This is a genomic window from Lonepinella sp. MS14434, from assembly GCF_042468235.1.
GTDB lineage: Bacteria > Pseudomonadota > Gammaproteobacteria > Enterobacterales > Pasteurellaceae > Lonepinella.
This window is the reverse complement of the sequence record NZ_CP170386.1, coordinates 1,602,491-1,620,482: the sequence shown is the minus strand read 5'-3', so window position 1 is coordinate 1,620,482 and position 17,992 is coordinate 1,602,491. Positions and strand designations below refer to the sequence as shown.

Genomic DNA, 17,992 nt, shown 5'->3' with positions numbered 1-17,992 from the left:
CGATAGGAGCAAAATCTGTGAAAGATTTAGTTAAATTTTTAAAAGCACAATCAAAAACTGCAGAAGATTTTGATGTGATTAAAATCGGTCTAGCTTCCCCTGATATGATCCGTTCTTGGTCATTTGGTGAAGTGAAAAAACCAGAAACCATTAACTACCGTACATTCAAACCAGAACGTGACGGTCTTTTCTGTGCCAGAATTTTCGGACCTGTAAAAGATTACGAATGTTTATGTGGTAAATATAAACGTTTAAAACACCGTGGCGTGATCTGTGAAAAATGTGGCGTCGAAGTGACCCAAACCAAAGTTCGCCGTGAACGCATGGGACACATTGAGTTAGCCTCACCTGTGGCACATATTTGGTTCTTAAAATCATTACCGTCTCGCATTGGTTTATTATTAGATATGCCATTGCGTGATATTGAGCGTGTGCTTTATTTCGAAAGCTATATTGTGATCGAACCGGGTATGACGGATCTTGAAAAAGGTCAATTACTCACCGAAGAGCAATATTTGGAAGCCGAAGACCGTTTCCAAGATGAATTTGAAGCGAAGATGGGGGCAGAAGCCATTCAAGCGATTTTGCGTGATATGGATTTACCACGTGAGTGCGAAGTGTTGCGTGAAGAATTGCAAGAAACCAATTCCGAAACCAAACGCAAAAAAATCACCAAACGCTTGAAATTACTTGAAGCATTCATTCAATCTGGCAACAAACCAGAATGGATGGTGATGACGGTATTGCCAGTGTTGCCACCTGATTTACGTCCGTTAGTGCCGTTAGACGGTGGTCGTTTTGCCACGTCTGACTTGAACGATCTCTATCGCCGTGTGATCAACCGTAACAACCGTTTAAAACGTTTATTAGATTTAATCGCACCCGATATTATTGTGCGTAACGAAAAACGTATGTTACAAGAATCGGTCGATGCCTTATTAGATAACGGTCGCCGTGGTCGTGCCATTACAGGGTCAAACCGCCGTCCATTGAAATCTTTGGCAGATATGATCAAAGGTAAACAAGGTCGTTTCCGTCAAAACTTATTAGGTAAACGTGTTGACTATTCAGGTCGTTCAGTTATCACCGTAGGTCCATACTTACACCTACATCAATGTGGTTTACCGAAAAAAATGGCGTTGGAATTGTTCCGTCCATTTATTTATGCGAAATTAGAAAGCCGTGGTTATGCGTCAACGATCAAAGCTGCCAAAAAAATGGTGGAGCGTGAAGATGCTATCGTATGGGATATTTTAGCGGACGTGATTCGCGAACACCCAATCTTATTAAACCGTGCGCCAACCTTGCACCGTTTGGGTATTCAAGCCTTTGAACCGTTATTAATTGAGGGGAAAGCGATTCAGTTGCACCCATTAGTTTGTGCGGCGTTCAATGCGGACTTCGATGGTGACCAAATGGCGGTTCACGTACCATTAACCTTGGAAGCCCAATTAGAAGCACGTGCGTTAATGATGTCAACCAACAACATTTTATCCCCAGCCAGTGGTGATCCGATTATCGTACCATCACAAGATGTGGTATTAGGTCTGTACTATATGACCCGTGATAAAGTGAATGGCAAAGGCGAGGGTATGTTGTTGCAAGACCCGAGAGAAGCGGAAAAAGCCTACCGTACAGGACAGGCGGAATTACATTCTCGTGTCAAAGTGCGTATCACCGAATACAGCAAAAATGCGGATGGTGAATTTGAACCACAAACCAACTTAGTGGATACCACCATTGGTCGTGCCATTTTATGGATGATCGCACCAAAAGGTATGCCATTTAGCTTGTTTAACCAAACTTTAGGCAAAAAAGCGATTTCAAAATTGATCAATGAAAGCTATCGCCGTTTAGGTATGAAACCAAGCGTGCTATTCGCTGACCATATTATGTACACAGGCTTTGCTTACGCCGCACGCTCAGGTTCATCTGTCGGTATCGATGATATGGTGATCCCAGAGAAGAAATACGAAATTATTTCCGCTGCTGAAGAAGAAGTGGCAGAAATTCAAGAGCAATTCCAATCAGGTTTAGTCACTGCTGGCGAACGCTATAATAAAGTGATCGATATTTGGGCAGCTGCCAACGAACGTGTTGCCAAAGTGATGATGGAAAACTTGTCCACGGAAGAAGTGATTAACCGTGACGGTAATCCTGAAAAACAAGCGTCGTTCAATAGCATCTTTATGATGGCTGACTCTGGAGCACGTGGTTCTGCGGCTCAGATTCGTCAGCTAGCAGGTATGCGTGGTTTGATGGCACGTCCAGACGGCTCGATTATTGAAACCCCAATCACCGCAAACTTCCGTGAGGGTTTGAACGTATTACAATACTTTATTTCTACCCACGGTGCGCGTAAAGGTTTGGCGGATACCGCATTAAAAACAGCGAACTCAGGTTATTTGACTCGCCGTTTAGTTGACGTGGCACAAGACTTAGTCATCACTGAAGATGACTGTGGTACCCACGAGGGTATCGTAATGGCACCATTAATCGAAGGTGGTGATGAAAAAGTTCCATTGCGTGAATTAGTGTTAGGTCGTGTGGCTGCCGAAGATGTGTTAAAACCAGGTACAGACGAAGTGTTAATCGCTCGTAATACCTTATTAGACGAAAAACTCTGTAATGTATTAGACGAAAACTCCGTGGACACCGTGAAAGTGCGTTCTGTGGTAACCTGTAACACCGACTTTGGTGTGTGTGCCAAATGTTACGGACGTGACTTGGCACGTGGTCACTTGATTAACCAAGGTGAAGCAGTGGGTGTTATCGCTGCCCAATCTATCGGTGAGCCAGGTACACAGTTAACGATGCGTACGTTCCATATCGGTGGTGCGGCATCTGCAGCAGCCAAAGAGTCTAGCGTTCAAGTGAAAAACAACGGGACGATTCGTTTAGCCAACGTGAAATTCGTCAATAACAACGAGGGTAAATTAGTCTTAACTTCTCGTAACACCGAATTAACCGTGATTGACGCTTTCGGTCGTACCAAAGAGCATTATAAATTGCCTTACGGTACGATTTTAAACAAAGCAGACGGCAGCGATGTCGAAGCAGGCGAAACCATTGCCAACTGGGATCCGCATACTATGCCGATCATCTCGGAAGTAGCAGGTTTCGTGAAATTCGTGGATATTATTGATGGCTTAACCGTAAGCCGTCAAACCGATGAATTGACCGGTTTATCTTCTATCTTAGTGCAAGATGTGGGTGAACGTGCCACCGCAGGTAAAGACTTACGTCCAGCGATTAAATTGGTGGATGCCAAAGGTAACGATATTTTAATTGCAGGCACAGACGTAGCTGCACAATACTTCTTACCAGGTAAAGCCATCGTGACGCTTGATGACGGTGCAGAAATCAATATCGGTGACCCATTAGCCCGTATTCCACAAGAATCGGTGGGAACCAAAGATATTACCGGTGGTCTTCCACGAGTAGCCGACTTATTTGAAGCACGTAAACCGAAAGAGCCAGCGATTTTAGCCGAAATTTCAGGTATCGTGTCATTCGGTAAAGAAACCAAAGGCAAACGCCGCTTATTGATTACCCCAACAGATGGCTCCGATGCGTACGAAGAAATGATTCCAAAATGGCGTCAACTCAACGTATTTGAGGGCGAAATGGTGGAACGTGGCGACTTAATTTCCGATGGTGCAGAAACCCCACACGATATTTTACGCTTGCGTGGTGTTCACGCCGTGACGGAATATATCGTCAACGAAGTGCAAGAAGTTTACCGCTTACAAGGGGTAAAAATCAACGACAAGCACATCGAAGTCATCGTTCGTCAAATGTTGCGTAAAGCCATTATCACCAAAGCCTACGACTCTGAATTCTTAGAGGGCGAGCAAGTAGAAGTGGCACGCATTAAAATCGTCAACCGTAAACGTGAAGCCGAGGGCAAACCATTGGTGGAATTTGAACGTGAATTGCTTGGTATCACCAAAGCATCCCTTGCGACAGAGTCATTTATCTCTGCTGCCTCGTTCCAAGAAACCACTCGTGTGCTTACCGAAGCCGCCGTGGCAGGTAAACGTGACGAATTACGTGGCTTGAAAGAGAACGTGATTGTGGGGCGTTTAATTCCAGCCGGTACAGGTTTTGCGTATCACCAAAACCGAGTGAAAAACCGCCATGCAGGTATTCAAATTGAAGAACCTGTGGTGAAATTCTCTGCGGCGGATGAAGCAGAAATTGAAGCGGAATTTAGCAATATGGTTGCGGATGATCCAACCGCTAGTTTGACAGAAATGTTGAATATGGTGGATGATGAGTAATCATTAATTCTTAACAATGAAAAGCCTTGAACACTGGTGTTCGGGGCTTTTTTGTTTGCTTTATTATGCCCCAGATGATAAAGTAAAGGACGCTACTTATTGAAAAAATGGGTGTTTTCTTGAAGTACGATATTGAATTTGCTAAAAAACAGGTTGCTGATCTTGAACATTTCCGCATTGTGCGAGCATTGTCGGGAGCGTCAAATGAATTTCAGCATATCTTTAAACTCGTGACGTTATTATTACAGGTTAACCATCCACGTTTGCCTGGTTTCGTTGTGGGTACTCCTGTAGGAATTAGTAATTTTACCTTATCTGATTATCAACAAAAATACTTAGCCAAAGTTGTCCCAGAATTTTCTTATTCACAAATTAATGCGTTTTCTCACCGCACTTTTGATGCGATTTATGGCGTTTATGTCATGGGAAGCATTGCTTCAATTTCACAAACAGCCGCCTCCGATCTAGATATTTGGGTTTGTCATCGTGAAGATCTGAATAATGATGAACGAGATTTACTCAAACAAAAAACCTTACTCTTACAAAGTTGGGCAAAACAATATGAAATTGATGTAAATTTCTTTCTTATGGATCAAGAACGATTCCGTTGTTTTCGTTACTCAGATGCCATGACATCAGAAAATTGTGGATCAGCACAGTATATGTTGTTGCTAGATGAGTTTTATCGTTCAGCTATTCGCTTAGCAGGTAAACCATTATTATGGTTACATTTATTGGTGGAAGACGAACAACAATACGAAACTGAAGTGGGGCAATTAATTTTAAATAAACAAATTGACCCACAAGATTGGGTAGATTTTGGTGGTTTAGGGGCGTTTTCTGCCAATGAGTATTTTGGTGCTAGTTTATGGCATCTCTATAAAGGCATTGATTCCCCGTATAAATCAACCATCAAGATTTTATTGCTTGAAGCCTATTCTTGGGAATATCCGAACACCCATTTAATTTCATCTGATTTTAAATTTCGCTTATTAACCGATAGTACCGAAGATTATCATTTTGATCCTTATCTAGCAATGTTAGATAGGGTGACTAGTTATTTGACTTATCATAATGATTTTAAACGCTTGAATTTTGTTCGCCGTTGTTTTTATATTAAAGCAACCGAAGATTTATGGTACACCAAGGCAGAAGGTTGGCGTTTTTGCTTATTGTCTGAATTCACTAAACAATGGGGGTGGGATCAAGATACTATCCAAGAACTGAATCAACGACCATTTTGGAAAATAAAAATGGTGAAGCGTTCCTATAATGATTTAGTTCAAATACTCATGATGAGCTATCGTAATCTGATTAAGTTTGCACGTAAAAATCATGTGGATGCGACGATTATGCCACAGGATATTAGTATCCTATCTAGAAAATTATATAGTGCATTTGAAGAATTACCTGGTAAGGTATCTTTGGTTAATTTATTGATCTCAAATGATTTATCCGAAGAAAATCTTACTTTTATTGAAGTGACTAAAGCGAAAGCGAATATAAAACCGGGTTGGTATGTAGTGAATCATGCACCTAAAGCTTCAGAGTTGGCATCTTATAATCGGCATATTGAATATAATCCAAATTTACATAAATTAGTATCTTGGGCTTATTTTAATGGGTTACTTACTAAGGGAACTCAGTTACATATTTTTAGTCAAACCGTATCGTTAGAAAAATTAAAAACCTTTGTAGCAGATTTAACACAATTTTTTCCAGTAAAAGTGCCATCAGCTACCAATGAAGAATTACATCATCAGTGTGAAATTCGTCATTTAGCTGTCTTTGTTAATTTAGTTTCTGATCCGACCAAAAATCTCGTTCAATCTTGGACGAATATTCAGCAGGGTGATTTATTTAGTTTCGGGCAAAACGAAGAAAGTTTAGTCGGCAGTATTGATCTAATTTATCGTAATTTGTGGAATGAAATCAGAACATTACATTTTGAAGGTAGTAATGCGATTTTATTAGCTTTGAAAGTTTTAGCGAATAAGATTCACCGCGGTTCCAATTCACCGAAAGCGGTTGATGTTTTTTGTTATAGTGAAAATTATCAACGAGCATTGCACGATTTAGTATTGACCTTAGTTAATAAGTGTATCGGTATTCAAATGGGAACAATTTCTTCAACGAATACGCCAAATATGTTACGTATAGCGGGTAAAAACTGGCAATTTTTCTTTGAAAATCGGGGAATGCGGTGGCAGGAAATACCAGATTCACAGCTAGCAAATATGAATAAATTAACCCATACGGCAAAATCTGATGAAAAAGCACCGCACTTTTTTCCACATAAATTTTTATCTCCGCAGCATAATCGTAAATACCCAGTGGAAATAGACGCTTTTGCAAGCGAAGGATTTTTACAATTCTTTTTTAAAGATAATACTGATGGTACGTTTAATGTATATATTCTAGATGAACAAAATCATCTTGAAATTTATCGTCATTGTGATGGTGAAAAAGAGCATAAAATAAGAGAGATTAATTATATCTATCAACAGGCGGATCGCTCAGGTAATAATATGTACCACATTATTCAACGTGATTTTAATTATCCACAGTTTTATCAATTAATTTCGGATAGTAATAATAGCAGAAAAATTATTCCGTTTGCGGCAGTTCATTGATAAGTTTTATTTAACACAATATATTTGTTTTTAATATCAAGAGTATTTTTTATAGAGATATGACCATGCAAGAAAAAATTAGTATTTTGATTATAGACGATCACCCTTTAATGCGTCGTGGTATTAAACAACTTATAGCGTTAGAAGATAATTTTCTAGTTATTGGTGAAGCCAGTAATGGTAATGATGGCATTTCCTTTGCATTAAGAAATAATCCGGATTTAATTATTTTGGATCTCAATATGAAAGGGCTTTCAGGTTTAGATACATTAAAAGCATTACGTAATGAAGGGGTTGATGCAAGAATTGTGATTTTAACTGTTTCTGATGCAAAAAATGATATTTTTTCTTTAATTGATGCGGGGGCAGACGGTTATTTATTGAAAGATACCGAGCCAGATATTTTATTAAAGCAAATAAAACAAATTGCTAAAGGCGAAATGATTTTAAGTGATAGCATCAAAGATCTTTTATTAGAACGCTGCCCCTCACAGGAGCCTATTCATTCTTTAACCGAGCGTGAGTTGGATGTATTGCAACTGATCGCGACAGGTTTATCGAATAAACAAATTGCGCATCAATTATTTATTTCAGAAGAAACAGTGAAAGTACATATTCGTAATTTATTACGTAAACTTAACGTACATTCACGTGTTGCAGCAACAGTGCTTTATTTAGAATATAAAGGAAATTAATGAGTGAATAAAAAAGAGCCGGTTGGCTCTTTTAATTATTGTTCGATACATTGTTCTGCCAGAATATTACCCACACTACTTCGCAAACTGTTGTTTTCAGTTGTTTCTAACCATTGCCAGTGAATACTTGTATAGAATTTACCAGTTTGGTAAAGTGTGGCATTCAGTTTTTCAGTGACCCCCTCAAAGGTGAGGTTAATCTCATCGGTTTTCACTTTTTTAGTATTTTTACTACTTTCAGTGATACGAACAACTCTTATTATTTTATCATCTTTACATTTATAGAGACTGGCTGATCTCTTTTGTGTTGTTTTATCCAATGTTACTTGGGCTTTCGGTTGAGACTGACTATTCGACAGTAATTCTGAATCTGCCGTACAAGCCACTATACCGATGAAAGTGAATAATAAAAGTCGTTTCAAGAGGATATCCTTATTTTTTGTATTTATAGGTTCCGTCAGCTTGACGAGTAAACACGGAACCATCAGATAAACGCATAATATTGACATGTCCTTGGCTTACTGAAACTTGCACCTTATCATTGGCTTTGAAGCTACTTAATACATTCCCAGCTCCGATTGCTTTAGTCATGGCATTGGCATCACGAATATCCAAATCGTTGTTACGAAAGACTTGGAATAATGATGTATTTTGTGGAATGACTAAGGTTTTTGTACTATTACTACTTGCCGTGGTTTGTGTCGAGCTATTGCGATTGGATTGATGACTTTGTACGCTAGTTCCTGCTGGTTTTGCATCAACCACTGGGGCAACCTTATTGGTTGGTTGTTTAGCTTGTTCCGCTTTGCGAGCTTGTTGGGTGGCAACTTTTGCTTGTTCAGCTTGACGAGCTTGCTCCTGCTCAGCCGCGATTTTAGCTTGCTCAGCTTTACGGGCTTGTGCTTGTTCAGCAGCAATTTTAGCTTGCTCAGCTTTATAGGCTTGTTCAGTTGCTTGAGTATCAACAGGTTTTACTGGTGCCGGTGTCACAACTGGAGATAGTACGGTAGGTTGTTGTTGATCAACAGTTGGTGCTGTAGTAATTTCAGGTGTTGTTATATTATCAGTTGGAACAGTTGCGGTTTCTACTTCTACATTATTAACCACTTCACTATTTTCAAGCGGTTTATTCGGATCAAGTGATTGGAATTCAATCGGTGTTGATGAACTATTATTTGCTTGAATTTCTTCTATTGTATTATTGCTTGGTTTTAACCATAACAATGCGAGTAAAATTGCTATTACTCCCGCAATGGCAATAAATAGGCGACGATGTTTGGTAGGTAATTTTTGCATAATTGCCCAGTTTTCGGGATTTTTGTTGTTAGGATGGCTTTGTGTGGGTGGCACGGCCTGTTCTTGTACAGTTTCTGACATCGTTGGTTCGGCAGTATTTTTAACCGTATTTATTGTTTCTGTGGTATTCTCCACTTGTACGGTTTCTGTTTGAACGATTGTAGTTTGCGTAGGCTCTGTGGCAGTAGGTTGTTGTGGCGGTATGGTTTCTTGTATATCTGATACCGTTTGTTCTGAATTTTGTATTGTATTTACTGGATTAGTCACTGTCGTATTTGGTTGTGTGCCGAAAGTAGGTTCTTTACGGACCGCAAATTGGTTGGGTTGTAATGTTTCTTTTTTATTAAATAAGCCAGTAACTTTGCTCAAAATTGAATCAGTCTGATTTATGCCTAAATCTAATTCACTTTGATTTGAATTATTTTTTGGTGTGTTTTCCACAATATTACCTCAGTAAATACTAAACAAAAAATGCACTTTATCATATGCCCCCAATAAAGTGCGGTCGAATTTTATCTATTTTAAAGGATCTTTAATGATTTTCCTAGAATTAACTACGGAGCATATAAAGTTTTATTGGGTTCATGAGCAATTTCTCGAGCTAATTTAGGGACTAAATAGCCTGAACTGATTTTTTGTAAATCTTTGTAAATTTGCCCCGCACTTTGATCGGAAATATAAAAATGACTGGCACCTTCTACTTTATCCAGCAAATGTAAATAATAAGGTAAAATACCCACTGAAAATAATTTTTCGCTGAGGGTTTTCAATGTGTTAGCATTATCATTAATTTGTTTTAATAATACGGATTGATTTAATAAGGTTACACCTATCGCTTTCAGTTTATTCATCGCATCAGCAAAAATCGTATCAATTTCATTGGCATGATTAATATGGGTGACTAACACAGTTTGAAATCTGCTTCGGGCTAAAATCTGACAAAATTCATCGGTAATTCGCTGTGGAATGACCACGGGTAAACGCGTATGAATCCGCAAACGCTGCAAGTGCGGTATTTTTTCTAGCTGTTTTATGAGCCAGTCTATTTCATGATCTTTTGCCATTAAGGGATCACCGCCAGACCAAATAATTTCTTCGATTTGTGGATTTTCCGCAATATAGTCTAATGCTTTCAACCAGTTGGCTTTATTACCTTTGTTTTGGTTATAGGGAAAATGGCGGCGGAAACAATAACGGCAGTTAATGGCACAGCCACCTTTCACCATTAATAACAATCGGTTATGATATTTGTGTAAAATATTTGGAGCGGCTGCTTGTTGTTCATCTAAGGGATCTTTGCTAAACCCTTTTTCTGCCAGAAATTCTTGTTGAGCTGTCATGACTTGCAAAAAAAGCGGATCTTGTGGATTGCCTTTTTCCATTTTTTGCACAAAGGGTAATGGTACTCGCATAGGAAATAAACGGCGCGCTTGAATATCTTTTTCAAAGGCATTTAGCGGTAAATCCAGCATTTTAAGCAATTTTTCAGGGTCAGAAACCGCATTTGCCAGAATTTCTAACCAATTCTGTGTTTTTTGTTCTTCTCTAATGAGGGGGTTTTGGGTTAAAATACGCACTTTAAAACAGCTCTACATCTAAATTAAGGATAAATATGGCATCATACACTACCACAGACTTTAAACCAGGTCTAAAATTTATGCAAGACGGTGAGCCTTGCGTAATCGTTGAAAATGAATTTGTTAAACCAGGTAAAGGTCAAGCCTTTACACGTACTCGTATTCGTAAATTAATTTCAGGCAAAGTATTAGACGTAAACTTTAAATCAGGTACTTCAGTTGAAGCTGCTGATGTGATGGATCTTAACTTGACCTATTCTTACAAAGACGAAGATTTCTGGTATTTTATGCACCCAGAAACCTTTGAGCAATATTCTGCAGACGAAAAAGCAGTGGGTGATGCAGAAAAATGGTTACTTGACCAAGCGGATTGTATTATTACCTTATGGAATGGTACACCGATTTCTGTTACTCCACCAAACTTTGTGGAATTAGAAATTGTGGATACTGACCCAGGTTTGAAAGGGGATACTGCAGGAACTGGTGGTAAACCAGCGACATTAAGCACTGGTGCGGTAGTGAAAGTACCTTTATTTGTTCAAATCGGTGAAGTTATCAAAGTGGATACTCGCTCAGGCGAATATGTTTCTCGCGTCAAATAAATTATTTAGATAGCAAATTAGCACTGGTTTCCCAGTGCTATTTTTTATCTTATTTTACAATAACATTCAATTCTTCTGTTGATGGCCAAGCATTAATCACAGCTTTAACTAAGGTTGCCAACGGAATAGCAAAAAATACGCCCCAAAATCCCCACAGTCCACCAAAAATTAACACCGAGACAATGATGGTTAAAGGATGTAAATTAACTGCTTCCGAGAATAAAAATGGCACCAGTAAATTACCGTCAAGTAACTGGCTGACTACGTAGGCAATTATAATATACCAGAATGTAGAATGATCGCCGAATTGAAAGAATGCGACTAAAGCCACTGGTACACAGACTAACACCGCTCCCACATAAGGCACTAACACCGAAACCCCCACCGCAACAGAAAGCAATAGTGGATAATTTAAACCAAAGGATAGGAAAATAATATAAGTTACCAGCGTGACAATCGCAATTTCAAACAGTTTGCCTCGAATATAATTAGCAATTTGTAATTGCATTTCTTGCCAGACTTTGTTCGCAAGATGACGATTTTGCGGTAAGAATTGGGTAAACGAATGAATTAACGTGTTTTTATCTTTTAACATAAAAAACATCATTAATGGTACTAAAAAGGCATAAATCCCAATCGTCACTAAGTTTACAATAGAAGTGAGCGAAAATTTCACCGCACTTTCACCGAAACCAAGGATTTTAGTACGTGTAGCTGTGAATATTCCTTCAATCATTTGGGCATCTACAAATTCGGGATGGGTTTCTGGTAACCGCATGGCCCATTCGTGCAGTTTGTTAAACATATTCGGCAAATCGCTTAATAGGTTTAGGGTTTGGTTAATCAAATTCGGCAATAACCCGAATGCCAATAACAGGGCAAAGGTAATAAAACTGCCTAAGATCAGAATAATCGATAGAATACGAGGCAAGGCAAATTTGTTGGATAGAAATTGAATCGGAAATTCTAATAAGTAAGCTAATACGATAGCGATTAACAAGGGGGCAATTAGGTCGCTAAAAAAATAAATGGCAATAAAACAAAATAATAAGATTGCAGCCAATCCCATTGCTTGGGGATCGCTAAATCGACGCATGTACCAACTTTTCAGCATTTCTATCATAAACCGCTCCTTGCATAATTTTTTCTTGATTATAAGTTAAAATTTACATGAATTACATATATAATAGGCAAGTTTATTAACAAGAGAGGAAAATATGGCAAAGAAAAAACTAAACTTGCCAAGTGTTTCTGAAACACAGGGCACCACCACTTACCAACATGGTCGTGGTATTATTCGAGATAATGCCATTCAAGCATTATTAAGTGATCGACTATTTCGCCAACGAATTGAGAAAAAACTCAAAGGCAAAGGCAGTTATCAACGTAAGGCGAAACATACTACTAAATGGACTGAAAAGCCCGATAATAAGATTTCTTTTGAAAGAGATTTTATTATCGGGTTTTTTTAATAACAATAGATTACATTAGAAAGGAAATAAAAACATGACAGCATTAACAGAAGTTTTATTTACCAATACTTTGAATGTTCGGATTAGTGATCCTGGCGAAGAAGGGGCAACTAGCCACTTTTTTGAAACCATTTATATTACTCTGGTTGCACATATTAACGGCGATGAGGTTAAGTATGAATTTACGCGTAAAGTGGAAAACGAAGTAAAAATTAACCGCACTTTTACCGAATTAAATGAGCTATTTAAATTCTTAGCAGATTATTTGGATCCTGTTGCTTTAGGCAATTTAGGGGTGAAGATCGGTCAGTTAGGATTAGCCAAGTAAAAACGGAACTGCAGTGAACTTCACTGCAGCTATTATATGCTATTTATTCTTTCCGTCTAAATACAACCACTCGGCTACCTGTTTGGCAAAATAGGTCAAAATCCCATCAGCTCCCGCACGTTTAAAGCAGAGTAAACTTTCCAGAATACATTCTTTTTCTTTTAACCAGCCATTCTTAATCGCTGCTAAGTGCATAGCATATTCGCCTGAAACTTGATAAGCAAAGGTTGGTACGCCAAATTGTTGTTTCACCCGATATACTATATCTAAATAAGGCATACCTGGTTTCACCATGACCATATCCGCCCCCTCTTGAATATCTAGTGCCACTTCTTGTAGCCCCTCATTACTGTTAGCAGGATCAACCTGATAGGTTTTCTTATCACCGCCTTTTAGGTTAGCCGATGACCCCACGGCATCACGGAAAGGACCGTAATAATTTGATGCGTATTTTGCCGCATACGCCATAATTAAGGTATTAATTAGTCCTTTCTGTTCAAGTGCGGTGCGAATTTTGCCGATTCTGCCGTCCATCATATCGCTTGGGGCAACAATATCTGCTCCCGCTTCTGCATGGGAAAGTGCTTGTTTAACTAATACATCGCAGGTCAATTCATTCAGCACATAACCTGTTTCGTCAATAATACCGTCTTGACCGTGTAGCGTATAAGGATCCAACGCCACATCAGTTAATACACCTAATTCAGGGTAAGCGGATTTTAATGCTCTTACCGCTCGTTGTACTAACCCATTTGGGTTATAGCTTTCTTCTGCCATTAAGGATTTTTTCTCTTGTTCCACCACAGGGAATAAGGCAATCACTGGCACGCCATATTTGACTAACAAGCCTGCTTCAATGAGTAATTGATCAATGGTTAAACGTTCTACTTTGGGCATTGATGGCACAGGTTCACGTCGATTTTCGCCCTCCATAATAAACACAGGATAAATTAAATCATCGACAGTTAATTTATTTTCAGCCATTAAACGGCGGCTAAAATCATGTTTACGCATACGGCGTAAACGGCGTGCGGGATAACCTGTAAAAATTTGGATTGTCATGTTCTCTATCTCTTAATAAAAAAGGCGAATGTATGATCCGCCTAATATTCTCATTTTGTGGCGTTTTCATCATCTTTCGGGCGATAAAATCTGGCACAAATTACGCCCACTTCAAATAACAAACACATCGGTATGGCTAGTAGAGTTTGGGAAAAAATATCAGGCGGGGTAAGCAACATGCCGACCACAAAAGCGGTTACGATAATATAGGGGCGTTTGGCTTTTAAATCTTCTGGTGTGGTTACACCAGCCCAACATAACAAAATAATGGCTACTGGCACTTCAAAGCAGACACCAAACGCCAAAAACAGCGTCAGCACAAAATCTAAATAACTACTAATATCCGTTGCCATGGCAACACCATCGGGCGTGGTTTTGGTTAAAAAGCTAAACACCAACGGAAACACTACATAATAGGCAAACGCCACGCCCACATAAAATAATAAGGTGCTAGAAAATAGCAAGGGATAAACTAAGCGTTTTTCATGGCTGTATAATGCAGGGGCAACAAATGCCCAAAGCTGATAAAGCAAAAAAGGTACCGAAATAAACACCGCCGTGAGTGCGGTTAATTTAATTGGGGTGAAAAAAGGTGCTGCTACATTGGTAGCAATCATGGTAGAACCTGCTGGCATTGCATCTAACAATGGTGTGGCAATTAAATGATAAATATCATTGGAAAAATACACTAACGCCAGAAAAACCACGGCGACAAAAATAAATGAGCGTAACAAACGGTTACGTAATTCGATTAAATGTGAGATTAAAGGTTGTGTTTCTTCGACATTACTCATCATTTTTTCTCCTGTTGGCTAACAGGTTGAGCATCTTCAGCAGGGTGATATTGATCGATATATTGTGCTAATTGCTCATCTAAAGAAAGTTCGTCTTCAATATTTTGTGTTAAATCATCAGGATCTTGATTGGTTTCATCAAGTGCGGTGGAATTTCCGGTTTTTTCTAGTTTATTTTCTTGAACGTTCTCATTCCGTACAGTATCTATTTGTTCTTGTAAAGCATGATTAGCATCACTGGCTTGTTTATCCAAATTGGCTTTCATTTTTTCAGCGGATTGTTTCAATTCTTCTACCGTTTGAGCCAGTTCAGGCGACAGGGTATTCAAATTTAAATGCTCGGCTTTTTTGATACTTTCTTGCAGCTCTTGTAATTTTAACTCTTGTGTCAATTCATTTTGCACATTCGCCGCTAAACCACGAATAGTTCGTACCCATTTCATCACTGTCCGAATAGCCACAGGCATACGTTGTGGACCTAATACCACCAAGCCCACAATAAAAATCAACAGTAATTCAGAAAAACCAATATCAAACACAGATTATGCCTGTTCTTTTTGTTTCGCCGTATCTTCTGTTTTAACCGTATCGGTTTTATCTAAGGATTTAAATTCTGCATCTTTAGGTTCATCTGCCATGGCTTTTTTAAAGCCTTTTACAGATTCACCTAAATCAGAACCTAAGGTTCTTAATTTTTTTGTACCGAATAATAACACCACGATTGCCACAATGATGAGAAGTTGCCAAATGCTAATACCACCCATAAAATACCTCTTAATTTTCAATAATTCATGTTGCTGAATATACCCTTTTTCCGCTACTTAAGCAATAGCTACAACAGGTTAGGCCGTAGCGTTCAGGTTACAGGATATGCTATAATTTTGCTTATTTTACGCATATTTACTCTAAATGGCAAAATCAAACTACATTACCCGCTCAGGCTGGAATGCCTTAGATAAAGAATTAAAGTATCTCTGGAAAGAAGAACGTCCGAAAGTCACGCAAGCCGTTTCGGAAGCTGCTGCCATGGGCGATCGCAGTGAAAATGCAGAATATATTTATGGCAAACGCCGCTTGCGTGAAATTGACCGCCGTGTACGTTTTTTAATGAAACGGTTGGAAGTGTTGCAAATCGTGGATTATCACCCTCAACAAGAAGGCAAAGTGTTTTTCGGTGCGTGGGTAGAATTGGAAACGGAAAACGAAGAATTAAAACAATATCGCATTGTAGGCTGTGATGAATTTGATCCTGCCCAAAATTGGATTTCCATTGATTCTCCGGTAGCTCGTGCCTTGATTGGTAAGCAATTAGATGATGAAGTTCGTGTGAACACACCATCGGGCAATATGCTATTTTTTGTCAATCGGATTTGGTATGAGAAAAATTAGCATTTAACACCGCACTTTCTGGGAAATCTATTAGAATAAACTGAAAACCAATAATTAAACGCTAGATTATAGTTTAAAGGGCGAATTTAAATTTTAAATTCGCCCTTTATTATGGTGATTACAATGCGTTAAATTGCCCACAACAATATAGCTAGTAACTGCGGTGAAATTATCCGTAAAAACATGGTTAATGGATAAACAGTGGCATAAGCTAATGGCGCTGCTCCGTGATCTTCTTTGATCGCATTGGCAAAGGCTAAGGCTGGTGGATCGGTCATAGAACCTGCTAACAAACCACAGATGGAAAGATAATTAAGTTTGGCATACAGGCGAGCGATAACACCAACGAGCATTAATGGCACAAAGGTAATCAAGAAACCATACCCCATCCATTCCAGACCATTACCATCGGTTAAAGTGCTAACGAAATTACCACCAGATTTTAATCCTACCACTGATAAGAACAACACGATACCGATTTCACGTAATGCCATATTAGCACTGGGTGGCATAAACCAGTAGAGTTTACCAATAGAACCAATTCGGGCTAAAATTAACGCCACCACTAACGGACCACCGGCCAAGCCCAGTTTTAATGCAACAGGGAAACCCGGAATATGGAATGGAATTGAGCCGAGTAATACCCCTAAACCGATCCCCAAAAAGACAGGTAACATTTGTACGTGTTGCAATTTGGACTGCATATTACCTAGTTCAGCAATCACATTATCAATCACGTCCGCATTACCCACAATATGCACCACGTCACCAAATTGCAAAGTGGTATGTGCGGTTGGTACCAATTCAATGCCTGAACGGTTTAAACGAGAAATCACCACACCATATTTTTGATGAAATGCCAACGCACGAATGCTTTTCCCTAACACTTTTTCATTGGTAATCACCACCCGTTGAGAACGTAAATTTCCTTTGATATTAGACGGTTCAATATTGACTAACTCACCCATAATTAACCGCACTTTATTGAGTGCTTGCGTATCACCGACTAAATGTAACACATCATCTAAGTGAATTTCTGTATCGCCCTTAGGTACTTCAATATGCTCGTCACGTTTTAAACGAGTACAAAGCACATCATGGCTTTCAAAGCCGGGAATTTCTTTTAACATTAACCCATGTAGATTTGGATTAGTGACTTTCAAGTCAATTTTTTGTAAGACTTCTTTATCTTTTCCCGTGGCTTTATCAAATGAGGTGGCTTCTTCCTCTATTTTCACTTGGAAAAATAAACGAATTAACCACATACTCAACAAAATACCACAAATCCCAAATGGATACGCCATGGCATAAGAAATACCCATGGTTTCAGTAATGTTAGTCATACCCAATTCAGCGAGAATTTGTTGACCGGCACCCAGCGCGGGTGTATTGGTTACCGCCCCCGAATAAATCCCTAAAATCACATCTAATGGCATATCGGTAAAATATTGAATGGCAATCACCATCAGTGAACCTAGCAACACAATTAATGCTGCCAGACCATTTAATTTCATTCCCGATTCACGTAAGGACGCAAAGAAACCGGGCCCCACTTGAATACCGATAGTATAAACAAACAAAATTAAACCGAATTCTTGCACGAAGTGTAAGGTGTGCGGATCAAGCATTAAACCATTTTGATGGGTAAAATGTGCAACAATAATCCCACCGAATAGTACCCCGCCGATACCCAGTCCTACCCCTTTGATCTTCCAATGACCGAGCCATAATCCTATTACCGCTACCAACGATAATAGGCTTATAGTAATTGCAATATCAGACATAACGCCCCCAAGATTAAATTAATTGCTGATGATTATAATCTAAGCTGTAATAGATAAAATAAAAAAAATGAAAAAGT

The 17,992-nt window shown here is 39.0% G+C and carries 16 protein-coding genes; 7 read left to right on the top strand and 9 right to left on the bottom strand.

The window, feature by feature from the left end; translation table 11 throughout:
- Positions 1-17 precede the first annotated feature (17 nt).
- From rpoC to narL, 3 genes are all read left to right on the top strand, one after another.
- The gene (gene rpoC / locus O1Q79_RS07770) at positions 18-4,283 is read left to right on the top strand and encodes a DNA-directed RNA polymerase subunit beta' (RefSeq protein ID WP_386691508.1); all 4,266 of its coding nucleotides are present in this window, start codon (positions 18-20) and stop codon (positions 4,281-4,283) included.
- Between the two features lie 119 nt (positions 4,284-4,402).
- On the top strand, positions 4,403-6,916 hold the full coding sequence (locus O1Q79_RS07765) for a class I adenylate cyclase (protein ID WP_386691506.1): 2,514 nt from the start codon (positions 4,403-4,405) through the stop codon (positions 6,914-6,916).
- Positions 6,917-6,981: 65 nt separating this feature from the next.
- Complete coding sequence (gene narL / locus O1Q79_RS07760) at positions 6,982-7,611, top strand: two-component system response regulator NarL (protein WP_386691504.1); 630 nt, start codon at positions 6,982-6,984, stop codon at positions 7,609-7,611.
- Between the two features lie 35 nt (positions 7,612-7,646).
- Here narL and O1Q79_RS07755 read toward each other — a convergent pair whose 3' ends face one another.
- From O1Q79_RS07755 to epmB, 3 genes are all read right to left on the bottom strand, one after another.
- Positions 7,647-8,033, bottom strand: coding sequence for a hypothetical protein (locus O1Q79_RS07755; protein WP_386691502.1), 387 nt, complete (start codon positions 8,031-8,033; stop codon positions 7,647-7,649).
- A gap of 10 nt (positions 8,034-8,043) precedes the next feature.
- Positions 8,044-9,348, bottom strand: a complete 1,305-nt coding sequence (locus tag O1Q79_RS07750) for a LysM-like peptidoglycan-binding domain-containing protein (protein WP_386691500.1) — start codon at positions 9,346-9,348, stop codon at positions 8,044-8,046.
- Positions 9,349-9,461: 113 nt separating this feature from the next.
- Positions 9,462-10,484: an EF-P beta-lysylation protein EpmB gene (gene epmB, locus O1Q79_RS07745; RefSeq protein WP_386691498.1), complete on the bottom strand. Its 1,023-nt coding sequence runs from the start codon at positions 10,482-10,484 to the stop codon at positions 9,462-9,464.
- A 35-nt stretch (positions 10,485-10,519) separates the two neighbouring features.
- Here epmB and efp point away from each other — a divergent pair, with 35 nt between their 5' ends.
- Positions 10,520-11,086 (top strand): elongation factor P, encoded by a 567-nt coding sequence (gene efp, locus O1Q79_RS07740; RefSeq protein WP_132300040.1) that lies wholly within the window; start codon positions 10,520-10,522, stop codon positions 11,084-11,086.
- A 49-nt stretch (positions 11,087-11,135) separates the two neighbouring features.
- Here the strand turns inward: efp and O1Q79_RS07735 are convergent, their stop codons facing one another.
- Positions 11,136-12,209, bottom strand: a complete 1,074-nt coding sequence (locus O1Q79_RS07735) for an AI-2E family transporter (RefSeq protein WP_386691496.1) — start codon at positions 12,207-12,209, stop codon at positions 11,136-11,138.
- A 94-nt stretch (positions 12,210-12,303) separates the two neighbouring features.
- Between O1Q79_RS07735 and O1Q79_RS07730 the strand changes: the two genes are divergently transcribed.
- Together O1Q79_RS07730 and O1Q79_RS07725 are read left to right on the top strand one after the other, a co-directional pair.
- Positions 12,304-12,558 (top strand): alternative ribosome-rescue factor A, encoded by a 255-nt coding sequence (locus tag O1Q79_RS07730; protein WP_386691494.1) that lies wholly within the window; start codon positions 12,304-12,306, stop codon positions 12,556-12,558.
- A 34-nt stretch (positions 12,559-12,592) separates the two neighbouring features.
- Entirely contained in the window at positions 12,593-12,886 is a 294-nt protein-coding gene (locus tag O1Q79_RS07725) for a DUF5377 family protein (RefSeq protein WP_386689199.1), read from the top strand.
- 39 nt (positions 12,887-12,925) lie between these two features.
- Here O1Q79_RS07725 and hemB read toward each other — a convergent pair whose 3' ends face one another.
- The 4 genes from hemB to tatA are packed head-to-tail and all read right to left on the bottom strand — an operon-like array spanning position 12,926 to position 15,506.
- Positions 12,926-13,948, bottom strand: coding sequence for a porphobilinogen synthase (gene hemB, locus O1Q79_RS07720; RefSeq protein ID WP_386691492.1), 1,023 nt, complete (start codon positions 13,946-13,948; stop codon positions 12,926-12,928).
- Positions 13,949-13,998: 50 nt separating this feature from the next.
- On the bottom strand, positions 13,999-14,742 hold the full coding sequence (gene tatC, locus O1Q79_RS07715; RefSeq protein ID WP_386693371.1) for a twin-arginine translocase subunit TatC: 744 nt from the start codon (positions 14,740-14,742) through the stop codon (positions 13,999-14,001).
- A complete protein-coding gene (gene tatB, locus O1Q79_RS07710; protein WP_386691490.1) occupies positions 14,742-15,281 on the bottom strand; it encodes a Sec-independent protein translocase protein TatB in 540 nt (179 codons plus the stop codon). The genes tatC and tatB overlap by 1 nt, the downstream gene beginning before the upstream one ends.
- A 3-nt stretch (positions 15,282-15,284) precedes the next feature.
- Positions 15,285-15,506 carry a Sec-independent protein translocase subunit TatA gene (gene tatA / locus O1Q79_RS07705; protein WP_132300052.1) on the bottom strand — a complete coding sequence of 74 codons (222 nt, stop codon included), beginning with the start codon at positions 15,504-15,506 and terminating at the stop codon, positions 15,285-15,287.
- Positions 15,507-15,651: 145 nt separating this feature from the next.
- Here tatA and greB point away from each other — a divergent pair, with 145 nt between their 5' ends.
- Complete coding sequence (gene greB, locus O1Q79_RS07700) at positions 15,652-16,131, top strand: transcription elongation factor GreB (RefSeq protein WP_386691488.1); 480 nt, start codon at positions 15,652-15,654, stop codon at positions 16,129-16,131.
- A 128-nt stretch (positions 16,132-16,259) separates the two neighbouring features.
- Here the strand turns inward: greB and O1Q79_RS07695 are convergent, their stop codons facing one another.
- Entirely contained in the window at positions 16,260-17,915 is a 1,656-nt protein-coding gene (locus O1Q79_RS07695; protein ID WP_386691486.1) for a putative transporter, read from the bottom strand.
- Positions 17,916-17,992: the final 77 nt, after the last annotated feature.

Excerpts from the sequence above, each read along its gene's own strand:
- narL (WP_386691504.1), top strand. The coding sequence starts at position 6,982 with ATGCAAGAAAAAATTAGTATTTTGATTATAGACGATCACCCTTTAATG.
- efp (WP_132300040.1), top strand. The coding sequence starts at position 10,520 with ATGGCATCATACACTACCACAGACTTTAAACCAGGTCTAAAATTTATG.
- O1Q79_RS07735 (WP_386691496.1), bottom strand. The coding sequence starts at position 12,209 with ATGATAGAAATGCTGAAAAGTTGGTACATGCGTCGATTTAGCGATCCC.
- O1Q79_RS07730 (WP_386691494.1), top strand. The coding sequence starts at position 12,304 with ATGGCAAAGAAAAAACTAAACTTGCCAAGTGTTTCTGAAACACAGGGC.
- O1Q79_RS07725 (WP_386689199.1), top strand. The coding sequence starts at position 12,593 with ATGACAGCATTAACAGAAGTTTTATTTACCAATACTTTGAATGTTCGG.
- hemB (WP_386691492.1), bottom strand. The coding sequence starts at position 13,948 with ATGACAATCCAAATTTTTACAGGTTATCCCGCACGCCGTTTACGCCGT.
- tatC (WP_386693371.1), bottom strand. The coding sequence starts at position 14,742 with ATGAGTAATGTCGAAGAAACACAACCTTTAATCTCACATTTAATCGAA.
- tatA (WP_132300052.1), bottom strand. The coding sequence starts at position 15,506 with ATGGGTGGTATTAGCATTTGGCAACTTCTCATCATTGTGGCAATCGTG.
- greB (WP_386691488.1), top strand. The coding sequence starts at position 15,652 with ATGGCAAAATCAAACTACATTACCCGCTCAGGCTGGAATGCCTTAGAT.
- O1Q79_RS07695 (WP_386691486.1), bottom strand. The coding sequence starts at position 17,915 with ATGTCTGATATTGCAATTACTATAAGCCTATTATCGTTGGTAGCGGTA.